This window comes from Coleofasciculus sp. C1-SOL-03, assembly GCF_040220555.1.
Classification (GTDB): Bacteria; Cyanobacteriota; Cyanobacteriia; order Cyanobacteriales; family Coleofasciculaceae; genus Coleofasciculus.
This window is the reverse complement of record NZ_JAVJUO010000077.1, coordinates 13948-36772: the sequence shown is the minus strand read 5'-3', so window position 1 is coordinate 36772 and position 22825 is coordinate 13948. Positions and strand designations below refer to the sequence as shown.

At 44.5% G+C, this 22825-nt stretch carries 22 protein-coding genes; 12 read left to right on the top strand and 10 right to left on the bottom strand.

The features are described 5' to 3' along the window. Position 1: 1 nt before the first annotated feature. Both RIE73_RS13240 and RIE73_RS13235 read right to left on the bottom strand, forming a co-directional pair. Entirely contained in the window at positions 2-4183 is a 4182-nt protein-coding gene (locus tag RIE73_RS13240) for an Hpt domain-containing protein (protein WP_446401615.1), read from the bottom strand. Between the two features lie 172 nt (positions 4184-4355). Next, positions 4356-6248 carry a methyl-accepting chemotaxis protein gene (locus RIE73_RS13235; RefSeq protein ID WP_446401614.1) on the bottom strand — a complete coding sequence of 631 codons (1893 nt, stop codon included), beginning with the start codon at positions 6246-6248 and terminating at the stop codon, positions 4356-4358. 1212 nt (positions 6249-7460) lie between these two features. On the opposite strand from RIE73_RS13235, the gene RIE73_RS13230 reads away from it, so the two are divergent. The 4 genes from RIE73_RS13230 to msrA all read left to right on the top strand — a co-directional run bounded on the left by RIE73_RS13230 (position 7461) and on the right by msrA (position 9656). Further along, positions 7461-7814: a hypothetical protein gene (locus RIE73_RS13230; RefSeq protein WP_446401613.1), complete on the top strand. Its 354-nt coding sequence runs from the start codon at positions 7461-7463 to the stop codon at positions 7812-7814. 184 nt (positions 7815-7998) lie between these two features. Continuing rightward, on the top strand, positions 7999-8565 hold the full coding sequence (locus RIE73_RS13225) for a Uma2 family endonuclease (protein WP_446401612.1): 567 nt from the start codon (positions 7999-8001) through the stop codon (positions 8563-8565). 238 nt (positions 8566-8803) lie between these two features. After that, complete coding sequence (locus RIE73_RS13220) at positions 8804-9064, top strand: hypothetical protein (protein ID WP_446401611.1); 261 nt, start codon at positions 8804-8806, stop codon at positions 9062-9064. Between the two features lie 133 nt (positions 9065-9197). Further along, positions 9198-9656 (top strand): peptide-methionine (S)-S-oxide reductase MsrA, encoded by a 459-nt coding sequence (gene msrA / locus RIE73_RS13215; protein WP_446401610.1) that lies wholly within the window; start codon positions 9198-9200, stop codon positions 9654-9656. 254 nt (positions 9657-9910) lie between these two features. On the opposite strand, the gene RIE73_RS13210 is transcribed toward msrA, so the two are convergent. Continuing rightward, entirely contained in the window at positions 9911-11581 is a 1671-nt protein-coding gene (locus RIE73_RS13210) for a Ppx/GppA phosphatase family protein (RefSeq protein WP_446401609.1), read from the bottom strand. 152 nt (positions 11582-11733) lie between these two features. Between RIE73_RS13210 and RIE73_RS13205 the strand changes: the two genes are divergently transcribed. The 3 genes from RIE73_RS13205 to RIE73_RS13195 all read left to right on the top strand — a co-directional run bounded on the left by RIE73_RS13205 (position 11734) and on the right by RIE73_RS13195 (position 14087). Next, the gene (locus tag RIE73_RS13205) at positions 11734-12618 is read left to right on the top strand and encodes a 4-hydroxybenzoate solanesyltransferase (protein ID WP_446401608.1); all 885 of its coding nucleotides are present in this window, start codon (positions 11734-11736) and stop codon (positions 12616-12618) included. A 166-nt stretch (positions 12619-12784) separates the two neighbouring features. After that, positions 12785-13117 (top strand): hypothetical protein, encoded by a 333-nt coding sequence (locus RIE73_RS13200; RefSeq protein WP_446401607.1) that lies wholly within the window; start codon positions 12785-12787, stop codon positions 13115-13117. Between the two features lie 184 nt (positions 13118-13301). After that, positions 13302-14087, top strand: a complete 786-nt coding sequence (locus RIE73_RS13195; protein WP_446401606.1) for a DUF3891 family protein — start codon at positions 13302-13304, stop codon at positions 14085-14087. Positions 14088-14341: 254 nt separating this feature from the next. Here RIE73_RS13195 and RIE73_RS13190 read toward each other — a convergent pair whose 3' ends face one another. The 5 genes from RIE73_RS13190 to RIE73_RS13170 form a co-directional block, all read right to left on the bottom strand. After that, a complete protein-coding gene (locus RIE73_RS13190) occupies positions 14342-15409 on the bottom strand; it encodes a TIR domain-containing protein (protein ID WP_446401605.1) in 1068 nt (355 codons plus the stop codon). A gap of 80 nt (positions 15410-15489) precedes the next feature. Continuing rightward, on the bottom strand, positions 15490-16965 hold the full coding sequence (locus RIE73_RS13185) for a TIR domain-containing protein (RefSeq protein ID WP_446401604.1): 1476 nt from the start codon (positions 16963-16965) through the stop codon (positions 15490-15492). 181 nt (positions 16966-17146) lie between these two features. Further along, a complete protein-coding gene (locus RIE73_RS13180) occupies positions 17147-17533 on the bottom strand; it encodes a type II toxin-antitoxin system HicB family antitoxin (RefSeq protein WP_446401603.1) in 387 nt (128 codons plus the stop codon). Next, entirely contained in the window at positions 17499-17774 is a 276-nt protein-coding gene (locus tag RIE73_RS13175; protein ID WP_446401602.1) for a type II toxin-antitoxin system HicA family toxin, read from the bottom strand. The genes RIE73_RS13180 and RIE73_RS13175 overlap by 35 nt, the downstream gene beginning before the upstream one ends. After that, positions 17762-17917: a hypothetical protein gene (locus RIE73_RS13170; protein WP_446401601.1), complete on the bottom strand. Its 156-nt coding sequence runs from the start codon at positions 17915-17917 to the stop codon at positions 17762-17764. The genes RIE73_RS13175 and RIE73_RS13170 overlap by 13 nt, the downstream gene beginning before the upstream one ends. Before the next feature lie 7 nt (positions 17918-17924). Here RIE73_RS13170 and RIE73_RS13165 point away from each other — a divergent pair, with 7 nt between their 5' ends. From RIE73_RS13165 to RIE73_RS13145, 5 genes are all read left to right on the top strand, one after another. Further along, a complete protein-coding gene (locus RIE73_RS13165; RefSeq protein ID WP_446401600.1) occupies positions 17925-18269 on the top strand; it encodes a hypothetical protein in 345 nt (114 codons plus the stop codon). Then, on the top strand, positions 18266-18694 hold the full coding sequence (locus RIE73_RS13160; protein WP_446401599.1) for an HNH endonuclease: 429 nt from the start codon (positions 18266-18268) through the stop codon (positions 18692-18694). Before RIE73_RS13165 ends, RIE73_RS13160 begins: the two co-directional genes overlap by 4 nt. 123 nt (positions 18695-18817) lie before the next feature. Beyond that, complete coding sequence (locus tag RIE73_RS13155; protein ID WP_446401598.1) at positions 18818-19444, top strand: heme-binding protein; 627 nt, start codon at positions 18818-18820, stop codon at positions 19442-19444. Between the two features lie 264 nt (positions 19445-19708). Beyond that, positions 19709-20482: a class I SAM-dependent methyltransferase gene (locus RIE73_RS13150; RefSeq protein ID WP_446401597.1), complete on the top strand. Its 774-nt coding sequence runs from the start codon at positions 19709-19711 to the stop codon at positions 20480-20482. Between the two features lie 83 nt (positions 20483-20565). Then, entirely contained in the window at positions 20566-21234 is a 669-nt protein-coding gene (locus tag RIE73_RS13145) for a uridine kinase (RefSeq protein ID WP_446401596.1), read from the top strand. Between the two features lie 123 nt (positions 21235-21357). Here the strand turns inward: RIE73_RS13145 and RIE73_RS13140 are convergent, their stop codons facing one another. Both RIE73_RS13140 and RIE73_RS13135 read right to left on the bottom strand, forming a co-directional pair. Then, positions 21358-21981: a hypothetical protein gene (locus RIE73_RS13140; RefSeq protein WP_446401595.1), complete on the bottom strand. Its 624-nt coding sequence runs from the start codon at positions 21979-21981 to the stop codon at positions 21358-21360. A 163-nt stretch (positions 21982-22144) separates the two neighbouring features. Next, positions 22145-22765 (bottom strand): DNA-3-methyladenine glycosylase family protein, encoded by a 621-nt coding sequence (locus RIE73_RS13135; RefSeq protein ID WP_446401594.1) that lies wholly within the window; start codon positions 22763-22765, stop codon positions 22145-22147. Positions 22766-22825 lie beyond the last annotated feature (60 nt).

The window sequence follows — 22825 nt, the reverse complement described above, 5'->3', positions numbered from 1 at the left end:
ATTAAACCAATCGGCTGATGGTTTCTAATAGAAACGCTTGGTTAAACTTACCTTTAATAATGTAAGCATCTGCCCCCGCTTCTGCACCCCGTTGTTGATCAGCTTCTGAATCCAAGGTGGTTACTAAAATAATTGGTAACTCTTGATATTCGGAATGCTGGCGAATCGTGGCGGTTAGCGATAACCCATCTAAATGAGGCATTTCCACATCAGAAACTACGGCATCAAAATGACGGCTTTTAAGTTTGGTATAGCCATCTAATCCATCAACCGCCACCACAACTTCATACCCCGCCCCTTCTAAAAGTCGTCGTTCTTGTGTCCGCACCGGGAGAGAATCTTCGACTAAGAGAATTGTCGGTTTGGTTTGCAGAACCGTCTGAGATTTAACCGAAACCGTTGCTGGCGTTTGTTGTTGTCCCGATTTGACTAAATCTGCCGGATTGAGAATCATACAAACATCCCCAGTGGGGAGAATTGTTGCACCCAGAATATTTTTAACCCGCTTTAATAACACAGTTTGCGGTTTGAGGGGGACTTCTTGGGTATCTAAAAGCTGATCCACTAAAAATCCCGAAATTTCCTCACCAACTTTGAGCAAAATACACGATCGCAACTCAGATAGCGGCGTTTCTTTTTTAGCCGCCAAGGCGTAGCCGGGAGAATTGGTGAGTTCCAAGACATCGGCGAGATTGGCAATCGGAATCCTTTTCCCCATCCAATTCAATGTTTCCCGCCCATCAATAGTTTCTATTTCATCCGGGGAAAGGAGTAAACTGGTTTGGACAAATTCAATCGGGAGGGCTTGCACAATTCCTTGAACTTCGACAAATAAGGCATTAACAGTGGCGAGAGTGGTGCGAAGTTGGATGCGAAATGTACTGCCTTGATTCGGTGTTGATTCAATCGCGATCGCGCCTTTGAGTCGTTCAATGTTTGTCCTGACTACATCTAAGCCAATTCCGCGACCGGAAATTTCGGTAATAAAGCTGCGGGTGGAGAATCCGGGGGCAAAAATTAGGTCATAAATTTGACTCGAACTCATCCTCTCTAGTTCATCGGGTTGGTAAAGCTTCCGTTTAATTGCGGTTTGCTTAATTTGGTCGATATCCAGTCCTCGCCCATCATCAGCGACTTCAATAATAATTGTATTCCCCACCAGACTCCCCCGCAGCCAAATTTTTGCCACAGGTGGTTTCCCTAATTGTTCCCGTTCTGCGGGTGTCTCAATCCCATGATCGATCGCGTTACGAATTAGATGGGTTAAAGAGTCTTTAATATCTTCCAGAATATTTTTATCCGCCGTCGTCTCTCCCCCTTCAATAATTAACTCCACCTGTTTGGATTGTTTTCGGGCTAAATCCCGCACCATACGCGGAAATAACTGGAATATTGTAGATAGAGGTAATTGGCGTAGGGTTTGAATTCTCTCCCGTAAATCCTCTGCAATTAAATCCAGGTTAGAAGTATTTTCCTGGGTGGCGCTGCGTAAAGCGGTAATCTTTTCATCTAAGCGTTCTTGGAATGGGTTAACCTCTGTGGCTGTCGCCTCACCGGATTGACGATAAAAGGCTTTCCACTCTTGCCAAAGTGTAACTAATTCCTCAATTTCTGACGCGGCGTAAGCGATGCGAAGTTTAGTTACATTTAATTCCTCCGCTTGCGCCATTAACGCATCTAAATCACGAGTGGGAACCCGAATCGTATCAATCCGGTAGGTGTCACTCAGGGCTGGGGTTTTGGGGATTGGAGGTTGGGCGGGAGTCGGTACAGTATCAGGTAAGCTAGGGAGAGACACTTCCAGTAACTGGTTGAGAACCTCCCTGGTATTCACACCCTGAGGTTGACCCGTCACTGCTTCCTGTACCAGCTTACCCATCGCATCCAATCCTCGATACAAGCGATCGCTAATATCTGGAGTTAAAATTGTCGGCTGGAGTTTAATCCCGCCTAAAATCGCTTCAACATGGTGGATTAAGGCTTCCACGGGTTCAACGCCCGCGCTTCTAGAGTCGCCTTTTAAACTATGGGCTTCGCGCAGTAATGCGTCTAAGGTGGTTAGGTCATCCGGCTGCTTTTCTAATTGCAGTAATCCGGTTTCTAGTGTCTGTAACCGTTCCTGGCTAGCCAGTTTATATACCTTCCGCATTTCCTCATCGTCAATAAACGTGGCGCTGAGGGGAGGTTCCGACGGGACATCGGGTAAGCCGACAATCGTAACAGAATCCGGACGAGAGGATAATGGCGTCGGAGTTTCGGAGACAGGTATCACCGGGGGAGATTGGGTTGACACTTCAATCGCTTCGATTAATTGATTCAGCACTTGCGCCGTATCCACACCCTGAGATTGACCTGTTACCGCTTCCTCAACTAAGCGACGAATGGCTTCTAATGCATCATAGAGGCTTTCACTGACTTTGACGGTAAACCCAAGCTGGTGAGATTTGATCCGATCAAATACGTCTTCGATCTGATGGGTGAGGGTTTCCACGGATTCGACACCAACGCTACGGGAATCGCCTTTGAGACTATGGGCTTCCCGCAGTAATTGATCTAAAGTCGCTGTATCATCAGGATATTTTTCTAAATGCAGCAACCCGGCTTCTAAAATCTGCAACCGTTCACTACTGGCGAGTTGATACACTTGGCGCAGTTCATCATCGTCGATATAACTGTCTGCGAGTTGTGGCGGGGTGGGTTTAGTTCCGTTCGGGGTTATCGGTTCCAGGTTATCCGTAAAACCCATCCCTACCAGTTCTGCATCGTCTGAAACAGGAGACGCTACAGCCGATTCTTGACAATGTTCCAAGACTAGCATCAATTGTTCCAGCACTTCGGTCGTATCCACCGCACTGGGTTGACCCGTTATCGCTTCTTGGACTAATTTGGCGATCGCTTCGACTCCCTGATGTAAGATTTGGTTAATCTCTGGGTTAAAAGTAGGGGGGTGAGATGTGCAGGTTTCGATAATTTCTTCCAGAGGATGAGCCAGAATTTCCACCGTTTCCACGCCAACGCTGCGAGAATCTCCTTTGAGACTATGAACTTCCCGGCGTAATTCTTCCCAGATGGCTTGGTTGTCGGGATTTTGGGCTAAATCATGTAACCCGGTTTCTAGGCTGTGTAATCGTTCACCACTGGTGAGTTGATACACCTCTCGTAATTCATCATCATCGATATAACTGTCTGCAAGTTGGGGTGGGGGAGACGGTGGTGATGGGGCGAGTTTAGTCAGGTTAGGGGGTATTTGTTCCAAGTTATCGGTAAAACCCGCCCCTACAAGTTCTGTATCTTCGGAAACGGGAGACGCAACCGCCGAGGATTGGCAATTTTCCAGCACCAGCATCAATTGTTCCAACACTTCGGTGGTATCTACTGGACTCGGTTTACCCGTTACCGCCTCTTGGACGAATTGCGCGATCGCCTCTAATCCTTGATGTAAAGTTTGGTTAACCTGGGAGGTAAATGCTGTGGGTTGGGATTTGAGGTTCTCGATAATTTCTTCTAGGGGATGAGCCAGAATTTCCACAGTTTCCACACCAACACTACGAGAATCGCCCTTAATACTATGGGCTTCCCGGCGCAACTGTTCCCAGATAGCTTCATCATCTGGATGTTCTGTCAGATGATGCAACCCAGTCTCTAGGTTTTGCAACCGTTCACGACTAGCCAGTTGATAAACCTCTCGCAGTTCATCATCATTGATATAGCTTTGGGCTACTTCAGAGGATTCAGCGCTCATTTTCTTCCTCTCTAGACGTTCCAGCGAAACATCTTGATCTGCTGCATTTGCTGTTGATTCAACCGCCACTTGTTGAAATTGATCCAGTATTTCCGCTAAATTGACACCACTTGGCGTCCCGGTTACGGCTTCGACGACGAAAAGACGAATAGCATTTAATCCATGATCCAGACATTGACTCACCGACGGCGAAAAAACTAGCTTTTGGCGTTTAATCCGTCCCAGAGTAAATTCCATGCGATCGGCAAGGGTTTCGACAGCCTTAACCCCTAGACTTTTAGAATCTCCTTTTAAGCTGTGAACGTCTCGCAGCAACTGTTCTAAGGTTGCTTCATTCTCTGGATTTTTTTGTAGATGCTGCAAACCAACCGTGAGTTTCTCTAGACGTTCTTCACCCGCCGTTTTATACAACGTTCGCAGTTCTTCATCGTCTATGATCATGATTCGTCATTCGTCTTATGTCCTTTGTCATTCGTCTTATGTAAAGTCGGGGCGGGTTTAGTTACATCTGGGTGTAACCAAAAAGATAGTAGTGAAACCCGCCCCTACACAATCTCCCTCATCTCCCCCATCTCCCAGACGTAGCATGCTACGTCTCTACATCCCTGCACCGTTAAACCATCTCTTGCAATTCCAGAGAGGTTTCGTTCAGTTGCTGGGTACCAATCTTGGTTTGATTAATCCCTGTGGCGGTTTCTTTTGCTCCCTTATTAATGGTTTCCATCGCTTCGACGACTTGTTGAATCGCATCGACTTGCTGTTTCAAGTTCAGGGAGATTTGTTGGTTGTTTAACACCACTTTATCCACTGCATCGGCTACCCCGGTAAACGCTTCATTGGTTTTTTGAGCAATTTGCACACCGGATGCCACAGTTTTGGTTCCTTCATCCGTTACCATGACGGTTGAGTTAATCGCACTTTGAATTTCCGAAACCAAAGTCCCAATTTTATCTGCCGATTGTTGACTTTGATCCGCTAATTTACGAATTTCATTGGCAACCACCGAGAAGCCTTTCCCATGTTCGCCCGCACGCACGGCTTCTACCGAGGAATTAAGCGCTAACATGTTGGTTTTATTGGCTAATTCAGACACCAACTGTGAAATACTACCAATTTGATTTGCCTGTTCAGAAAGACGAACAATTTGCTGGGCGATCGCGCCAACTTTATTTTCCAGAGTGTACATCCCTTCCAGGGTTTCACCGACAGCTTGAGTTCCTCCCTGAGTCAGGTTTAGTGCTTTCTGGGCGGCGGCGACAGCAGCCTTGGCTTGTTCGGCGGATTGGCGGGAGGAGGCTTCTAGTTCATCCATGGTGGTAGTGGTTTCATTCACTGAAGCCGCTTGCTGACTCGCCACCCGTTCTTGTTCTTCTAAGGTGGAAAAGATTTCTTGGCTAGCGGTGGAGATACGAGTCACAATTTGTTTAATTAAATCCGCCAGTTGACGAGTTCGGAAAACGCCTACAGGTAGCACGGCGGCGAGAGAGATTAAAATAATCAGCGTCGCCACCACTTTAAACGCCGTCACCGAGGCAAAAATAGTGCTTTTCGGAACAGTACGGATCGCGACTAAAAAGCCAGGTTGATTCGGTGCTGGATCAACAGTAGCGTAGCTGATGAGTTCATTGCTTCCTGTCCCGATTAATCCCTGTCCACCTTGGAGAATTTGCTCCACAATTTGGTCAGGATAATCCTTCGCCAAGGTTTCATTTGTATCGATGTCAAAGCCCCATTCTTTCTCATCATCGGGATGAGAGAGATAGTAGCCATCTGCATTCACCAATAGGGCGGTTTCTCCCTGACTTAATTTCGCCTCTTCGATATATCGCAGGAACTTTGTGGCAAACACATTGGCAATCACAATCCCCTGCTTATTCCCGGCTGCATCAGCAACAGGTGTGGCGTAGCGAATCACGGGTTTAAACGGGGTTTCGATTTCTCCGCGTTCTTGGTTCAAGTTAACCGGGGAGACATAAACCTCTCCAGGTTCCAGTTTCATGGCTTCAACAAAATAGCCGCGATCGCCTTTATTTTGTAAGTCGGCTTCCGGGATAACTGTTGTCGTTGTTCCATCGGAATCAACCCTGACTATTTCCTGACCCTCTTCATCAATAAAGCGAAGCTGCATATATTCAGCCTTCGCCTGCATGAGACTGTCAAAAATGGTCTGGGCTTGGTCTATCCAAACATCAGTGGGTTGAGCGCTTTCACCATCAGTAGCACCTCCCGTTTCTGAGCGAATAATTCCTTGAATCGCAGGCAGTTTGCTGAGAAACAAAACATCTTCATTAAGTCCCTCTAAAACAGCAGCAATATTTTCGGCATCATCAGCAACTCTGTCCTCTAGTTTAGTTTCCGATACTTCTGATAAGGCGGTGGTGGACGAAAAAATTCCGTAAAGTCCGACAACTGAAACCGGAATAAGACTGCTTAAAAACAGCAGCAATAGGATTTGATTTTGAAGTTTTTTCTGGTTGGATAAATTTTTGAGAAAAGTCCTCAACATGGCTGGTTACCTACCACTCTAGATTCCGTTGAACAACCCCATCGCCTTGGTGGAGATGGGAGGCGACAAAATACAGTCTATTGATTGCCTTGGAGAACCCCCCTAGTCCTCTATTTTGCCAGATTAGGGGGGATGGTTTTTTACCCGAATCGTCTTAGCACAGGGATAAAATTGGTTACATCTTTACCGATCAATTCACTCAGGGCATTTTTCCTGAAGGATAAGCCAAACGTATGCTGCAAAATCGTAAGTCTGTCAAAGTGTAGGTCATCACAGGATACTTACCGTTTAGTTGAGTTAAATCCAAAGAAAGCTCGTTCAACAAGGTATAGGATGAATCAACAATCAAGTTCCAATCATAGATAACCCTGGTTTGCCCAATCTTTAGGACAGAAGCCTATCATCGTTTTCGGCTGAATTTAGAATGGAAACCCCGCCTGTTAATAAATGCTGAGTTTGATCAAGGTTTAATCCAAATAACCTGATTAGGTATTGGGTTTAATTGACATACATTCCATAGAAGCGCTTAACCCCGATCACGATAGACACCCCGCTTTTTTATCCTAGCAGACTGTTGCCTTCATCATCCCTATGCTATTGCACTGGATTGATTTTCAGCAACAATTTTACAAATTCTTTATAAAATATGGGCAAAAAATAAAAACCATTATTTAGGTTAATATTTTTTCTATTTATAAAATTAAAGTTTCATCTTTAAGCCGACAAAGCTCTATATAAACCCCTGACTGATTCAGCGACAATTCAACTCCAGCATCGCGAATTGTCATACCAAAAAATGACATACAGCGTCATACATTTAGGCGCAATGTATTACGATAAAAACTATTGGGACGAAACCTACAGCAGATTTCAGGTTGATGAGGTACAGCCTTAAGCAAGATCCCCGACTTCTTGGAGAAGTCGGGGATCTGTCTATGCCAAGGCGGAGTGAAAGTTCCAGACAACCTCGACAGGGGCGTCAATGAGCGTGGACTTACGGTAGTGCAGCATAGAACTATTATCACAGATTTGTTGGGTTGATTCCCACCAGGTTGAACTTGGCACGATCTAGGGTATCGTGATGTCAGATGCATAAGTTTTATCTAAGTTCAGTATCAACTTACACAATACGTCAACGCGATCGCTAACATCTCGTTTCCATACTGAAAACAGCACAGTCAACAGCGTTGAAAACAGGGAATTGGGGGATTTATGACAGGGAATTTGACCAAGCTGCAACTGATGAACATCGGCTGGACAGATGGTTTTGCTATTTGGCGAGTCCGAAACCTGAATGATATCGATATTTGCTATAACTGGGATGTTTATGAAACCGGTCAGGCGGGTCAGGGGATTGCTTTAGCCAAATACGATGTATTTTTCTACACGTCTTTAGTCAGAGGACCAAATACAGCGAGAGTATTAGTCAATGGGGTTCAGCAAATGGTAAAATCAGCCCATTTAAACTATGCATTTTATCACAGTATTGAACCCCTGCCTGAACCCATTCCTCCTAGTTTAGAACTCCAGAGTCTTGACCAAAAACAGCTTTGTGTAATGATTTAAGTGGTAACAACTAAAGTTAACGGTAGGGAGCGTCATACTCAAGGAAGCGCCAAGCAAGCGACGTCTTATGTCATTCGTCATTTAGGCGAAAAGGAAATGAGAGTCGTGAAACCCGCCCTACCAACCAGGTTCCACTAGGGAAGCGAAGAAAAAAATATCAAATCGCTAATCACTCATTATAGCCATGCAACAGTTAGAGAAGACGCTAACACTGGAAGAATTTCTGGCAATGCCAGACTCAGATGTAACTCATGAATTAGTCGAGGGCGAAGCAGTACCAAAAATGTCACCAAAACGATTTCATGCTAGGGTAACTGGCGCTTTGTATACGCTTTTGAACCAGTGGTGTCAGGAATGGGGAGAAGTGAATCCCGAATGGGCGATCGCGTTAAAACGTCGGGGTAAAGACTGGGTTCCTGTGCCAGATTTAACCTATATTTCTTATCAGCGACTACCGACAGACGTGATGGAAGATGAACCTTGTCCAGTTCCCCCAGAATTAGCCATTGAGATTATTTCCCAGGGACAAAGATTTGGCACGTTGATGGAGAAAGCCGCCGATTATCTGAAAGCAGGAGTCTTACGAGTTTGGGTTGTCGATCCCCACGCCAGAAGTATCACCGTTTTCTATCCTGATGCACCACCGCGAACCTATACGAAAGATATGGTGATCACCGATTCGTTGTTTGAGGGATTAGAATTGACACCGCAGCAGGTTTTTGGCGAAGCGAGATTACCTGAGAAGGACTAATCTGCTTTTGAAATCCCTTTTTATAGCTTGGGTATTTTTTCCTTCTGCCCTCTGCCTTCTGCCTTCTGCCTTCTGCCTTCTGCCTTCTGCCTTCTGCCTTCTGCCTTCTGCCTTGTCTCCACCTAAATGTGAGTATTCAACCGGACATAATATCCCCAGGCGGTTGGGTAAACCTCACTCCCCGACTCCAGGAGTCACGCTAGGATCTTTACAGAAGTTTACAATCTTAGCGTAACTCATGATTAATCTCATCGAATCCACCAAAGACTACTGGAGAAAGCTTGACGAGTTAGAAGCCGCCTACAAGCGAGGCGATGTCTCCATTGAGGAAGTTGATGTTAGAGTGGCTCAACTCATGGATGAACTTGGTCATGAACGTAGAGTAACCTTACGTTCCCTAAGGCAAAGTATACTTCGGCTTTGGCAAGACCAACGCGAAACTCTCATTGGCTTCGCGTTTCTGGCAATTTTGACCTATGCTTGGTTCATCTTCAATTAGGCTAAGTTGGTGGAGAAACTTAAAGTGAATGATACTGACTTAAGGCTGGTGGGCAATGCCCACCCTACGGCATGTCCGTTGATTTCCACCACTATATTTATACCCAGTTATCGGAAAAATAGGTGAATATCTCATGGAAAAAGCGACATTTGGAGCAGGCTGTTTTTGGGGAGTAGAGGCGGCATTTCGTCGATTAAATGGCGTTACTTCTACATCCGTCGGCTATATGGGAGGACATTTTGAGAACCCTTCCTATTTGGATGTTTGTGCCAGAATTACTGGACATGCAGAAGTGGTGCAAGTGGAGTATGATCCGTCTCAGATTTCCTACGATGACCTGCTGAATGTCTTCTGGTCAATTCATGACCCTACCCAGTATAATCGCCAGGGACCCGATCGCGGCGAACAATACCGCTCGGTTATATTTTTCCACAATCGGGAGCAAGAGAAAGCCGCCAGAGACTCAAAGCGCAAGCTTCAGATGTCTGGTAAGTATGACCAGGATATTATGACCGAAATTAAACCCGCTTCTGATTATTATTTAGCTGAAGACTACCATCAGCAGTATTACGAGAAGCAAGGACGACCTTAATTGTCATTGGTCATTGGTCATTCGTCATTGGTCATTCGTCATTCGTCAGGTAATAATTGGGTCCGTAGTAGGGAACCTTAGCCCTAGATCCTGTTGGGTAACAAGCGTCACCCCAACCTACAACCCTATTCCACCATTTTAGCTGTGCCATACCACTACGGTTGCTAGAGTTAACTGGTTTGGTTTTCTAGTGCAGCGCAGCTTCAAATACTAACCAGTTAACAAGCTGCTTAAAAGCAGCTACATTATGTTCCTTATAGCCTTCTGCCCTCTGCCTTCGGACTTCTGCCTTCTTGTACTAGCTGGATGACGACTTTAACATGATACTCCTCTTCAAACGCGACTTTTTTATCCTCTAAACTCCAAACTTCTAAGGCACAGGTATCATTGGGATCTGTAGGTGTCAGACGCAAACACAACTCTTTGTCCTCTGGTATATAGTGGCAGCGGATCTTGGAAATTGCCCCAATCTGTCGGCGATCTAGGGCAACCGCTAAACGTAATAAAGGGCTGATTTCTTTGACTAGATGCCGATAGTATTTGTTGGGTAAATTACTGTAATTGTCGTGCTTTTTCTTGGGTGAACTCTTGCGATGGTAGCGAGCCAAGTTAGCGATCAATTCAATCTCAATATCGGTGAAACCCAGTAATTCTCCGTTGCGAATCAGGTAATAGGAATGCTTGTGATGTGCAGAATGACTCACATACAGACCACTATTATGCAAAATTGCCGCCGCCCACAACAATTCTCGTTCTTCATTTCCCCAATTGTGTAGCTGTCCTTTGGTTTGGTTAAATAAGCTAACGGCAAAGTTAGCCACCCGTTCACTAGAGGCTAAATTAACGTGATACTTTTGCGCGACTTTAATGATATTGCGTTTGCGAACTTCGCCTTGATACCGCAGTCTGTCTTCAATTAAGCCTTGGGAAAGCATCCAGTCTACGATGACTCCCTCTCGCAACGCGCGTTCCCCGACGGTGAGAGACTGAATGTCTAACATCGTCATGGCTTCTAGTAAAATAATCGCCCCGGCAACGATAATTTCTGCCCGTTTCTCCGAAAGTCCGGAGAGTTTTTCCCGTTCAGCGCAGGTGAGGGAGGTGAGTTGTTTGACGATATCTTTGAGGTCATTGCGGTTGAATTCGTAACCATTCAGGGGACTGGGTATTTCACCGAATTTGTCTTTGGCGTGAAGGGCGGCTAGGGTTTCAATTGTCCCCGATGTGCCGACTAAACGGGGTTTTTCTCCGGGTTCGATATTGGCTAAGATATCTTCAACGGCACGTTCGATTCGTCCCCGAATATAGGCTTGCAAGTATTGAAACTCGCGATCGCTAATCGGATCAGTGGTAATGAATTCGCGGGTCAAGCGTACTGCACCGACTTTGGTGCTAGTGAGGGAACGGGGGGCGTGACTGTCGCCTAAGATTAATTCCGTTGAACCGCCACCAATATCGATGATGATATGAGGCTGGTTGTTGAATTCCATTCCTGACAAGACGCCCAGATAAATCCGCCGCGCTTCTTCTTGACCGGAAATCAGGTTGACAAATAACCCCAACTGTGAATCAACTTGCTGTAAAAAGGCGCGTCCATTGGGGGCTTCCCGTACCGCACTCGTCGCCACAGCAACCAGGTGATCGGCTTGGAAGCTTTTCGCTAACTCCTGACAACGTTGCAACGCCGCGATCGCGCGTTTGATGGCTTGGGGAGTTAAATTCCCAGTGTGGGGATCACGTTCCCCCAGTCGCACCGTATCTTTTTCTTTCGCGATAATCGTAAACGAAGGAAGCGTCGGGTCAATCCGGACGATGACCATGTGAATCGAATTCGTGCCAATATCAATGGCAGCCAGAATGCGATCGTTGTCGGTGGTTGGAGTCGAAACTCCTGCTGAATTCCCTTGAGCAGCTAAATCGATCATTCTTGTATTCGGGATTACAACTCTAGCCGTGATGCTACTGATAAAGATAACTTTAAATCTGCTCAAATCGACAGTAGCAAAGTGTTGCGTTATCTTAACGATATAGATTTACACCTAATTTGGTGAAGACCCGATAAAAGACCTGAGCATCGATGCTGACCGACCAACACCCTCCCTCAATACCAACTTGGCTAGCGATCGCGCGGCTGTTGCGCTGGGATAAACCAGCCGGACGCTTAATTTTAATGGTTCCTGCGCTGTGGGCAGTTTTCTTAGCCGCCCAGGGTACACCTCCGCTTCCCCTTGTCGGTGTGATTATTCTGGGAACCTTAGCTACCAGTGCGGCGGGTTGTGTAATCAACGATTTGTGGGATCGAGATATTGATCCCAAAGTCGAACGCACCCAAGAACGTCCCTTAGCCTCTCGCGCCCTATCTGTACAAGTGGGCGTGGTTGTGGCATTAGTGGCGATGAGTTGTGCAGGTATCCTCGCCCTGTATCTCAATCCCTTCACCTTTTGGCTGTGCGTCGCCGCCGTTCCCGTGATTGTATTTTATCCATCCGCAAAGCGCGTTTTTCCGATTCCTCAGTTGGTATTATCCATCGCCTGGGGGTTTGCTGTTTTAATCAGTTGGAGTGCCGTTACTGGGAATTTACAACCCGCCACTTGGTTTTTGTGGGCAGCAACGGTAACGTGGACGTTAGGCTTTGACACTGTTTATGCGATGTCAGATCGGGACGATGACCAGAAGCTGGGGGTTAATTCTAGCGCCTTGTTTTTTGGAGACTACGCCCCAGAAGCCGTTGGTCTATTTTTTGCCGCTACGGTGGGATTTTTGGCGAGATTGGGGTTTGTCATGCAGCTACACTGGGGTTTTTGGATTGCTTTAGGTGTAGCCACGATAGGGTGGATTTGGCACTATACGCGACTGCGCCAACCTGATATTCCCAAGCCCGTTTATGGGGAAATTTTCCGCCAAAATGTCTGGATTGGTTTTGTTCTATTGGCAGGGATGATTGTGGGTTTAGTTTTTTAGAGATAATTATACCAAAAGGTAGAAGACAGCAGGTGATTGATGACTGATAAGCTGATGTGCATTGAAATTGTATATCATCTGTTCCCGGTTCCTCGTTCCCTGTTGCCTTTTAAGTCTTCAACCGGACATGATATCATTCACATCAATAGCGCTCATTTAAGAAATCATGAAAAACATCCAGACCCTATCGGCGGTAATGAGTACCTTAGTCCTGGTACTTATGAGCGCACCTAGAGGAAATTCGCAAACGCCTGATGTGACGCCCCAAGAACCGACGAATACCTATCCTCCTGAGATGGTTCAAATTTATATCGAAAACTGTGTTGGCGATCGCCCAGAGGAAATCAGGGTATTTTGTACCTGTACGATTGAGAAGATTCAAGAGACTTACACCCTAGACGAATTCATGCAAATTGGTCAAGACTTGCAAGCGGGTCAGCCCGAACCGGAGGAGTTTAGGCAAATCATCACCTCTTGTGTACCCAATCAAGTTAATTAGGGTTTACTGAATAATTATAGAGGTGAGGGCAGGGAATAGGTGTCACAGGGAACAGTTTTCATAACTTCAACCAAATTACTCTACGGTATCAGTGGCGGTGTGGCACAGCTAAAATAGTGCAAATTAAACCTATACTCAGGGGAATCAATTCAAAATTAGAATTCTTCGATTTTGAATTCAAATCATGCTACATCGCTTATCAAAAGAGGGACTTATCTGCATCACCCAACCAAACCACGCCTGGGTTTCTGGCGAATTAGCCCGGGCTTGGGGAAATGAACAGTTCGGTCAGTTTGTCCCACCCAAAGAACTCTGTCTCGCCGCCGAACAACATGATATTGGCTGGCTATTGTGGGAACAATCGCCCACTCTCAACCCCGAAACTGGCTATCCCTATCGGTTCACCGAACTCCCAACCCAAGTCCATATTGATATTTGGACGGGGGCGAAACAGCTAGCAATGCCTTGGGGGAGGTATGTGACGTTATTCGTTTCACTGCACGGTACTGGGCTATATGAGCGATATCGAAGTTGGCAGAAAAACCCGGAGTCTAGCCGAATTGTACAGGATTTTCTCAACAGTGAGTATGCCTTTCAAGAACAACTTATTGCTACGTTGAAAAACGACCCCCATTATGTCCCTTATGTGACACCAGACGTGATCAAGCGCAACCAAAAACTGGTAGCGACTTGGGATGCTCTTTCACTAATTTTGTGTCAGAATGTGTCAGGTGAACAGCAGGTTGAGCAGGTGCCTACGGCTGATGGTGAAACTGTTCTAAGGTTGACTCATGTGAATGATGATCCTCACCAGATAATTGTATCTCCTTGGTCTTTTCAGGAGAGTGAGGTAACGCTGGTTTATGAAGGACGGCTATTACGAGAAACGTTTACAGATGAGATGGCGATGCGAGAGGCGCTGAGGCGCGATCGCGGGCTAACCCTCACCACTATTTTGATACAAGAGTAAGTTTCAGGCATTTTTCCAGAGTTGACCCTGATAGTCGATCAGATTCTTGGGGCTGAGGTAATATCATGTCCTGACGATTGCCCCTAATTGCAATGCTTTAATAACAAGGGTTTCAGGCGTTTTTATTAGAGGTATTTGACCAGACATGATATAATTAAAATCCGCTTTCATAGCTCTCTTTTAGACTTTACCTGTAGGATAAGTAGCAACGCACGATAGAGGTATATTACATTGAGTTTTAACCCGCTGTATCCTTACTTACTACAACTGTCAGCGCACTTACCAACTTGCGCCCAAACTTCCTTGCGAGGAAAATTAGAATCAACTCTTACTAAAGGTTCTAATTGAATAATAACGAGCTTCTCTCCAGGTTTAATTAAACCCACACTCTCTGGTAAATATGGCTTTGGTCTATATTTCCTTAAGTTCACAGGGTTTTTTACGGTTACGACTTCTCCTATTGATGGAACACTAAGAGCATCAACACTAGGAGCGAATCGAGGATTTGAAGATTGAATCAGTTGCTCTTTAACAGATAAACTATTTGAGGCATTATCAACAACACCTATTCTAATCCAGCCAATTGGATTTATGTTTTCTATTGAATTAGAAGTTGCAGAAGGTACTAATGAAGGTATCCCTGATATATGGGTCAGGTGATTGATTGCGGTTACACTTGCGAGAGCAATTATAGCAGGTACGATAATAGTCTTTATGCTTGCCTTCTTGTGCCAACGAGACTTCACTTTTTTAGAGAAGACAAAAGCATCGACAGTTGGTATAGATGCCAGATTTCTTACAACAGAAGTTGCACCTGCCCTAAGCCATGGATGAGATTTTAGAGAAAAGGGAGAAGTGCTTTGTTCTTCAATTAAGCGCCTAATACCTTTAGCGATATTTTCAAAGGCGTTATCATAAGGTTTCCAATCGGTTACAGGTTTTTCCCCTTTAGGCAAGGCTTTGATATTAAGATTGTCGAACGCACTCTTCCAATTATCAACTCGGCGAAGGAGAATAGGAATGACAATAGCTTTTCTAGCTTTATGCCTTTGTTTAGCCGTTTCCAGAACGATGTTCCAGTTATAGTCTGAGGCAAAAAAATCCGCACTAATCAGCAACATAATTATATCAGCCGTTATTATTTTTTCATATATCTCATTTTTCCATTCTTTTCCCGCACCAATCAGTTCTGTATGCCAGGTATTAATAAAGCCCTGCCGCTGCAAAATATTGAGCTGTTTGTCTAATCCTTGTAGCATTTTTTCATCATCTTTAGAATCAGAGCAACAATATAAAACTTTGATAGGTTTAGCGGGTGACATCAATTTCCGTACCTCTAATTCAATAGTAAATATAGCTTGAATTTAACATCTACAGACCTTATTATAGGACAGCCATTTGTTTATAGGCTGGCAGCCAGTTCTTCAACTGCCGCACGGATACCTTGAGCAACACTGCAAAATGCTTCGTCACGATTTCCCCATTTGCTTATAGGTTTGCCATCTTTAGGTAGTGGTTTAAGCTTCCCGAAAGGTGTGTTGTTCCTCCAATTATCAGTAGGGTGGAGAATCACAGGAATAACACGGGCTTTCTTCGCTTCATGTCTCTCCATCGCACGCCTTACCTCCACATCCCAGCAATAATCTGAGGCGATAAAATCCGCACTAATTAACAGCAAAATTACACTAGCTGTATCTAGATGTACATTTCTTTCATTTTGCCATTCTTTTCCTGCTCCAATTTTACGATTGTGCCAAGTTGTAATCACGCCCTGCCGTTTCAAAATAATGAGGTGTTTTTCTAGCTCATCGCGCAGCTTTTCGTCTTGGCTAGCAAATGAGAAGAATACTTCAATTGGTTTAACAGACGTAACTTGGTTGTCTACTACATGCAAACTATTAAATAAATGAGAGCTTATAACTTTATTGCTGACGTCTATATTTTGGGGAAGAGAAGTTGATTCTTCTGAAATATATGCTAACGGTTTAGTTACTAAATTCTCTTCTTCTAATTCTGTAAAACTTTTACTTTTTCTAGAATTAAAGTCAATCTTAGGTAACTGTAAAGGTACTCTTAAACACTCATGAATAAACTTTTTGACTCCAAGATAGATTTGATTTTCCTTGGAATTAGGCTTACAGATGCCAATATGGTTATCGGCAATAGCGACAGGCTTCACCCCTTCAATACCTGGATTAGCGCTATCCGGGTCTACAACCAAGATGCCATGTATCGGCTTCGTCTCATAATAAACCTTTGTTTGAATTCCCAGATGACGAACATTTTCCCGATACCATTCATTTAGTTCACGCAACTGATGAGCGTGTGCTTTTAGTTCTTCAACGCTCACTGTGCTTCGCGCAAGAATGCCAATATTATCGATTAGTTGAGCTAGATGAGAACCGGTGTGTGGAGTGGCTAGAAACACAATACCCTTAGTCTGCTCGATAATAGATTGTTTGCCAAAAGTCTGAGCACTTCTCAGCATTGCTTTTACCACTAATCCACCCAAGCTGTGAGTAATAAAGATTAGCGGACGCTGACCAATATCACAAATTTCTAACCAATCGAGTAAGTTGCTAGCTTGGTCAAAAAGTGGCATTGTTGCACCTTTCCATTTAAAAGGTTCAGCCGCATATCCAAAAGACCATATCCCAATATCTAACAAGTCTGTTCCCAGCCAAGTCAGCCAAAAGTTATCATCGTATAGCTCTTGCGGATGCCAAGTACTCCAAGCATTCCCACCTAAACCATGAATAAAGATGACATCGCCACTCCGACTAGCATTTTCGCAACCTGATATTTTAATCAACCCCCTCTTGGTTTGCAAATTTTTATCGTATGAATGCGGCTTTTTACGACGCTTGAAAAAAAACATATTTGGCTTTACTTTGAAAACAGCGTAATTTCAATGTAACTATTCAATTAGTAATACTGGCTACTATGTTAGCTGTATTAACGATGATTGAGATTATTGGATGTGCCAGTTGAAAGAGTAGAACGCATTGTTAAAATACAATCAATGTGGGGTTAGTAAGAATAATCTAGAGATCGTACTCCTAACCTGATCCTCCCTGACTCAACACAGACACAATGTACTGATTGAGGCTCACATTTTCCCTGTCCGCTTTCTCAGCTAAACGACGATGTAGCGATTTCGGCATTCGCAGGAGTAGTTTACCACTGTAGGTATCATCCGTACTGGGTAAAGGAATCTCATCTCCAGCTTCATAAGCTGTCTCAATCCACAACTCCCGCGCCTCATTTATGTTTGCGCTCGTCTCATCCAGCGTTTCACCTTGAGTCAGACATCCAGGTAAGTCTTTAATCTGAGCCACATATCCCCCCTCTGGATCGGGGTAAAGTGTTACTGGATACTGAAGATTCAAATAATAGTCCAATGGCTGCTTCTCACTCAGCTTGTTTTTCTGGTTCAGTGTCTTCATCGCTCCATTCCTTTAAGTTCAATAGCTCAACGATTTGCTGGACATAAACTCCCTTAACCTTCTGTCCGCCTTTTTTGGGTACAGTAATTTTTCTACCTTGTGAATCTCGAAAACTATGGTGGCTACCCTTAGACCTTTTTTCTTCAAAGCCGAAAGCTTCCAGAAGGTAGCGCACGTCCTCAAACCGCACTTCTGGCGGTTTATTCAGGAATTGCTCTACTAATTTCTCTAATTTGCCCATCCAGCAATAGTATCACAGGTAGTATCATAGCAAGCATCTAAACGCACTGTTGTGCTTAAAGTACACTCTTTCACAGCCGAAGCAGTACGAGATGCGATCGCCAAACTCCCATAAGCTACGATGAATCCAAAGACCTTACACAAAAAACTCATGTCTGAGCAAGTGCGTTACATTACCAACGAGCAGGGGGAGCGAGTTGGTGTCTTATTAGATTTGGAAGTTTATAATCGACTGGCAAACCAACTAGCTCTGGATGAGGAATGTTTAATCGGCTTGAGCCAAGATGAACTACAAGCTTTAGCCAATAGTAGCCTAGCTCCTGCTGCACAACATCAATTGGACGATTTGCTAGTTCGGAATGCAGAATCCCAACTCTCTGCTGACGAAATTGCCAATCTAGACCATCTGCTCGCACAAGTCGATCAACTGACAATCCTCAAAACCCGCGCCAGGTATACCCTGCACCGCCTAGAAACCTTGGCGACAGTGGCGTGAGCGCATATATTCCTGTTGAGTTACAGCGACAAGTTCGCACCCATTTTAGACATTGCTGTGCCTATTGCCGCACGGCTGAAGCACTGACGGTTGTAATTTTTGAATTTGAACACATTATTCCTCGCTCAGTTAGTGGAGAGACAATTTTTGAGAATCTGTGCCTTTCTTGTCCTACCTGTAATCGCTACAAAGCCACTCTTCAAACCGGATTAGACCCCACAACCCAGCAGACGGTTCCTCTGTTTCATCCCCATCGGCAAATGTGGGAAAAGCATTTTACCTGGAGTGAGGATGCAACAGAGTTAATCGGGTTGACACCTGTTGGTCAAGCAACGATTGCTACCCTAAAGATGAATCGTCCCCAGTTGATTCGGGTGCGTCGGATGTGGGTCAAGCTAGGGGAACATCCGCCAAAATTTGAGTAAGCGTTGAGTCAGTCTTGCTTGGAGAGGGGATTGCGATCGCGCCATCGCACTTTGCCAGGAAGATATGTCTACCCCCCGGAAGAACTGCCCGATCTAGAATAGAAAGAGTTTCTGAGATGCCCTGTGAAGCTAAAGCACTTACTGTTACCCCTAGGAATTCTAGTCGTCGTTGCGATCGCCTTCTTCGCCTACGATGCAGCTACAGCTCCCTTGCCAGAAGGATTTCCGCCGCCAACACCAGAGGGAAAAATTGAGGTCAAACACTATCCAGCCTACCGCTCTGCCACAGTTCGCTATTCAGGAGAACTCTCAATGGCAGCCAATAGAGCATTTGACCCTCTCTATCGCCATATCAGTTCTAACAATATCTCGATGACGGCTCCAGTCGAAACCCGTTATCCAGTTAGTACCCTGGAAGCCAATCCAATGGGTACACCCGATGAACAAGGGGAAGCGCTGGTTTCATTCCTCTACCGCAGCACGGATATCTACCCCGACGAAATTAGCCAAAACATTGAAGTTGAAGATATCCCACCCATGACAGTCGTCAGCCTTGGCTTAAAAGGTAGTTACGATTACTCCAGCTATCAAAAAAACATAGAACGGTTACGAGAGTGGTTAGCACAGCATCCAGAATGGACTGTTGTTGGCTCCCCTCGCCGTTTCTTCTACGATGCTCCTTATGTCCCCGAACCTGCCAAGCGCAGTGAAATCCAAATTCCGATTCGCCGGGTAGAAAGAGAGAGTTGATCAAGTCGAACGTAACTGATGCTAAAGGCGATCGCGTAGCGTACTATAGGCTAGTCATTCGGCTTATGATCCATTAAGTCATGCCTCAGCGAGATGCGATTCATAAGGGAATCAGCAAGGCTTTAGCCTGGGTGTAGTACATCTGAATGAGGGGGACTTCAGTTTAATAGGGAGTGGACTATATCTAAAATTCCTTTCTTTACTCGACAGACTTGTCCAATGTATGATCAGGGCTAAATTTTTGGAGAAAATAAGGAAAACATTATGAACGAGGAAAATAAATCGATTCACGAATTCGATTTTCAATTAATCTGCGAATATTATTCAAGCCTAGAACGACAAGGACCTGGGAGTCCTGAAGTAACGATTAAAGCTTTGAGCTTTATTGATAATCTGACGAATGAATCACAAATTGCTGATATTGGTTGTGGCACCGGTGGTCAGACAATGGCAATGGCTAGTTGTACGTCAGGGTATATTACAGGCATCGACTTATTTCCCACCTTTATAGATATATTCAATGTTAACGCCCATAAACTGAATCTTCAGGATAGAGTCAATGGTATTGTTGGTTCAATGGAGAATCTTCCTTTTCAGAATGAAGAATTAGATTTAATCTGGTCAGAAGGAGCAATCTACAATATCGGGTTTGAACGAGGCATAAATGAATGGCATAAGTTTTTGAAGACAGGAGGCTTTATTGGCGTTTCAGAGGCATCGTGGTTTACCGAAGAGCGACCTGATGAAATCGACGCATTTTGGCAAGATGCTTATCCGGAAATAGATACTATTTCAAACAAGGTGGCACAAATGCAAAAAGCCGGATATATTCCAATTGCCACTTTTATCTTGCCCGAAACTTGTTGGACTGACAATTTTTATACGCCGCAAGTTTCTGCACAAAAAGACTTTTTGAGAAAATATGCAGGCAATAAAACTGCCGAAGAGTTCATAGAAAATCAAAGACATGAAGCTGAATTATATTACAAATACAAAGAATTTTATGGCTATGCTTTCTATATCGGTAAAAAGATTTAAATTGAACGATTGAATGTTTGATAGTTTGATCAACCCTTTAATACTCGCTTCAAACTGACATTTGTTTGATTACGGTTTTGGCTATGCTCAACAATCTCCCGCGAAAAGGCTTGATCAGCATTGAAGATGTAGCTGAAGCGATTGTTCGACAGCGGACAATTATTCCAGATCACCAGGCGCTTCTAGTCGCGATTTCAGGGATAGATGGTTCAGGGAAAGGCTATCTCACCGACAAAATTGCTACCCTACTTTTGAAACGGGGTCTCAATATCGCAAACATCAATCTTGATGGTTGGTTAAATCTGCCTGAAAAACGCTTTAGTAAAATCAATCCACCGGAACACTTCTACCGACATGGGATTCGTTTTGAAGAGTTATTTGGTCAACTCGTCTTTCCATTACGCAATCGTCGATCCATTTATCTTGAGGCAGATTTCACGGAAGAAACAGCTACGAAATATCGAAAACATATCTACAGCTTTGAGGAAGTAGATGTTATATTGCTAGAGGGAATCTACTTACTGAAGCATCAATTTCAGTCATATTACGATCTCTCTTTCTGGATTGATTGCAGCTTTAAGACAGCCCTAGAACGGGCGATTGCTCGTTCACAAGAGGGATTGTCTCCAGAAGAAACAATTCAGGCATATCAGACGATTTACTTCCCGGCTCAGAAGATTCATTTTGAGCTTGATCAACCGCAAGGATCTGCGATCGCAAGCATTAACAACGATCCCAGATTAGGAGGGTGAATACAATAAGAGAGTAGAGAAGAGCATGGATATAAATATACATAAGTTACTGGACATCCTTGAAGGCATTATTCGTTCGAGAAAATCCCAAGCCCCAATTGATTCTTCCATCGATGCCTCAACCTACGCGATCGCACCCTCAAAATATACTTTAAATGGTTCAGCAAGAATGCCTAATATTTGATCTAACTGGGTAATGAAATATTCAGTCAAATCAATTTTTACTATATGGTTTTCTAACATGATAAACTTCCAGTTTGTCCCCGTTGAAACTGCACCGTATACCACTGGCTGCTCCAGCCCATTACGGTCATTAAATATTTGAGCAGCAACCATTTGAGCGACACATTGTCCTAACCCAATGCGGATATCATTATCTTTCGCTTCAACCAATGTTAAAACCGGAGCAGTAACGAGAGATTGATTTTTTGATGCGCTTAAGATAAAGTCACAAGCACCTGTTAACCCTTTTGATTCGTCAACATTAAACGTATTACCCGAAAAATAGCCAATTTTATTATTAAACTTACGTCTTACTTCCAATAAAACCGGAGTAATAATTAATTCAGATCTAGCTTTTTCTGTACTGATACTTGCCGCCAAATCTAACGTTTCATCCAGTGTTTCCTTAAGCCGCTGTGAAGGTTCAATCGGTGCAATGTTGCTAAATAAATGAGAAATATCCTCGACGGTTAATTCGAGGGTAGAAACGGCTTGATCAATGGTTTTGAAATCACTGTATGACATATTTCCAGAGTCAGCAGCACTGACAATGCTACTATAATCATTGTGCCACACTCTATTCGGTCAGTGATAAGAAAAGTGCAATTGAGCGAAGCCCAGCGCCAAAGGCGATCGCCCTTACGTTGCTGCTCTTTTTATCGTAATGTTCCCCTCCCTCCAGTAATCCTCAGACTGGCTTTAGATCCAAGCTGCGCCACAAGTACCATGAGGCGATACTGCAATACGGCTTCCACCTTTGTCCGAAACGTTTTGTAGTCTTGCGATCAGGAAGTGCCTCAAGATTATACAGGTTCCGAATACCTGTACGTATACCCAAGTCATCCACAGGTAAAACATCCCATCGCTTGAGACGGAAAATCAGCAGCATCTGCACTGTCCAAGCTCCAATCCCTTTAACCTGCGTTAAAATCTTTATAATCGACTCATCATCCATAACTTCCAACGCTTCCAGGGTGGGCAATCCATCAATTGAATGACGTGCCAAGTCTTTAAGATAAGCAATTTTCGGGCGTGAAATCCCCACACCTCGGAGAACTTCATCAGGTGTGTCTAGGACATCCTGTGCAGTAGGAAACGGCGTGTCCGGGTAAACTTGGAGAAACCGACTGTGGATAACATGCGCCACTTTGGTAGACAGTTGTTGGTGCAGAATTGACCGGGATAAGCAAAAGAACAAATCTCCCTCCAACTCGTGCTGATTTAGCTGACATGCACCAATTCGGTCAATCAGTTGTCCCAGAATGGGATCACAATCCTGGAGAAAGTCAATGGCGATCGCGTAATTCATGAACTCTGTTGTTAGAACATCGATTCGGTAGCTACTGTAGGGGCGGGTTTAGGGACTAAA

Bases quoted from the DNA above. Each gene is read 5' to 3' on its own strand.
- RIE73_RS13240 (WP_446401615.1), bottom strand. From the start codon at position 4,183: ATGATCATAGACGATGAAGAACTGCGAACGTTGTATAAAACGGCGGGT.
- RIE73_RS13235 (WP_446401614.1), bottom strand. From the start codon at position 6,248: ATGTTGAGGACTTTTCTCAAAAATTTATCCAACCAGAAAAAACTTCAA.
- RIE73_RS13230 (WP_446401613.1), top strand. From the start codon at position 7,461: ATGACAGGGAATTTGACCAAGCTGCAACTGATGAACATCGGCTGGACA.
- RIE73_RS13225 (WP_446401612.1), top strand. From the start codon at position 7,999: ATGCAACAGTTAGAGAAGACGCTAACACTGGAAGAATTTCTGGCAATG.
- RIE73_RS13220 (WP_446401611.1), top strand. From the start codon at position 8,804: ATGATTAATCTCATCGAATCCACCAAAGACTACTGGAGAAAGCTTGAC.
- msrA (WP_446401610.1), top strand. From the start codon at position 9,198: ATGGAAAAAGCGACATTTGGAGCAGGCTGTTTTTGGGGAGTAGAGGCG.
- RIE73_RS13210 (WP_446401609.1), bottom strand. From the start codon at position 11,581: ATGATCGATTTAGCTGCTCAAGGGAATTCAGCAGGAGTTTCGACTCCA.
- RIE73_RS13205 (WP_446401608.1), top strand. From the start codon at position 11,734: ATGCTGACCGACCAACACCCTCCCTCAATACCAACTTGGCTAGCGATC.
- RIE73_RS13200 (WP_446401607.1), top strand. From the start codon at position 12,785: ATGAAAAACATCCAGACCCTATCGGCGGTAATGAGTACCTTAGTCCTG.
- RIE73_RS13195 (WP_446401606.1), top strand. From the start codon at position 13,302: ATGCTACATCGCTTATCAAAAGAGGGACTTATCTGCATCACCCAACCA.
- RIE73_RS13190 (WP_446401605.1), bottom strand. From the start codon at position 15,409: ATGTCACCCGCTAAACCTATCAAAGTTTTATATTGTTGCTCTGATTCT.
- RIE73_RS13185 (WP_446401604.1), bottom strand. From the start codon at position 16,965: ATGTTTTTTTTCAAGCGTCGTAAAAAGCCGCATTCATACGATAAAAAT.
- RIE73_RS13180 (WP_446401603.1), bottom strand. From the start codon at position 17,533: ATGAAGACACTGAACCAGAAAAACAAGCTGAGTGAGAAGCAGCCATTG.
- RIE73_RS13175 (WP_446401602.1), bottom strand. From the start codon at position 17,774: ATGGGCAAATTAGAGAAATTAGTAGAGCAATTCCTGAATAAACCGCCA.
- RIE73_RS13165 (WP_446401600.1), top strand. From the start codon at position 17,925: ATGTCTGAGCAAGTGCGTTACATTACCAACGAGCAGGGGGAGCGAGTT.
- RIE73_RS13150 (WP_446401597.1), top strand. From the start codon at position 19,709: ATGAACGAGGAAAATAAATCGATTCACGAATTCGATTTTCAATTAATC.
- RIE73_RS13145 (WP_446401596.1), top strand. From the start codon at position 20,566: ATGCTCAACAATCTCCCGCGAAAAGGCTTGATCAGCATTGAAGATGTA.
- RIE73_RS13140 (WP_446401595.1), bottom strand. From the start codon at position 21,981: ATGTCATACAGTGATTTCAAAACCATTGATCAAGCCGTTTCTACCCTC.
- RIE73_RS13135 (WP_446401594.1), bottom strand. From the start codon at position 22,765: ATGAATTACGCGATCGCCATTGACTTTCTCCAGGATTGTGATCCCATT.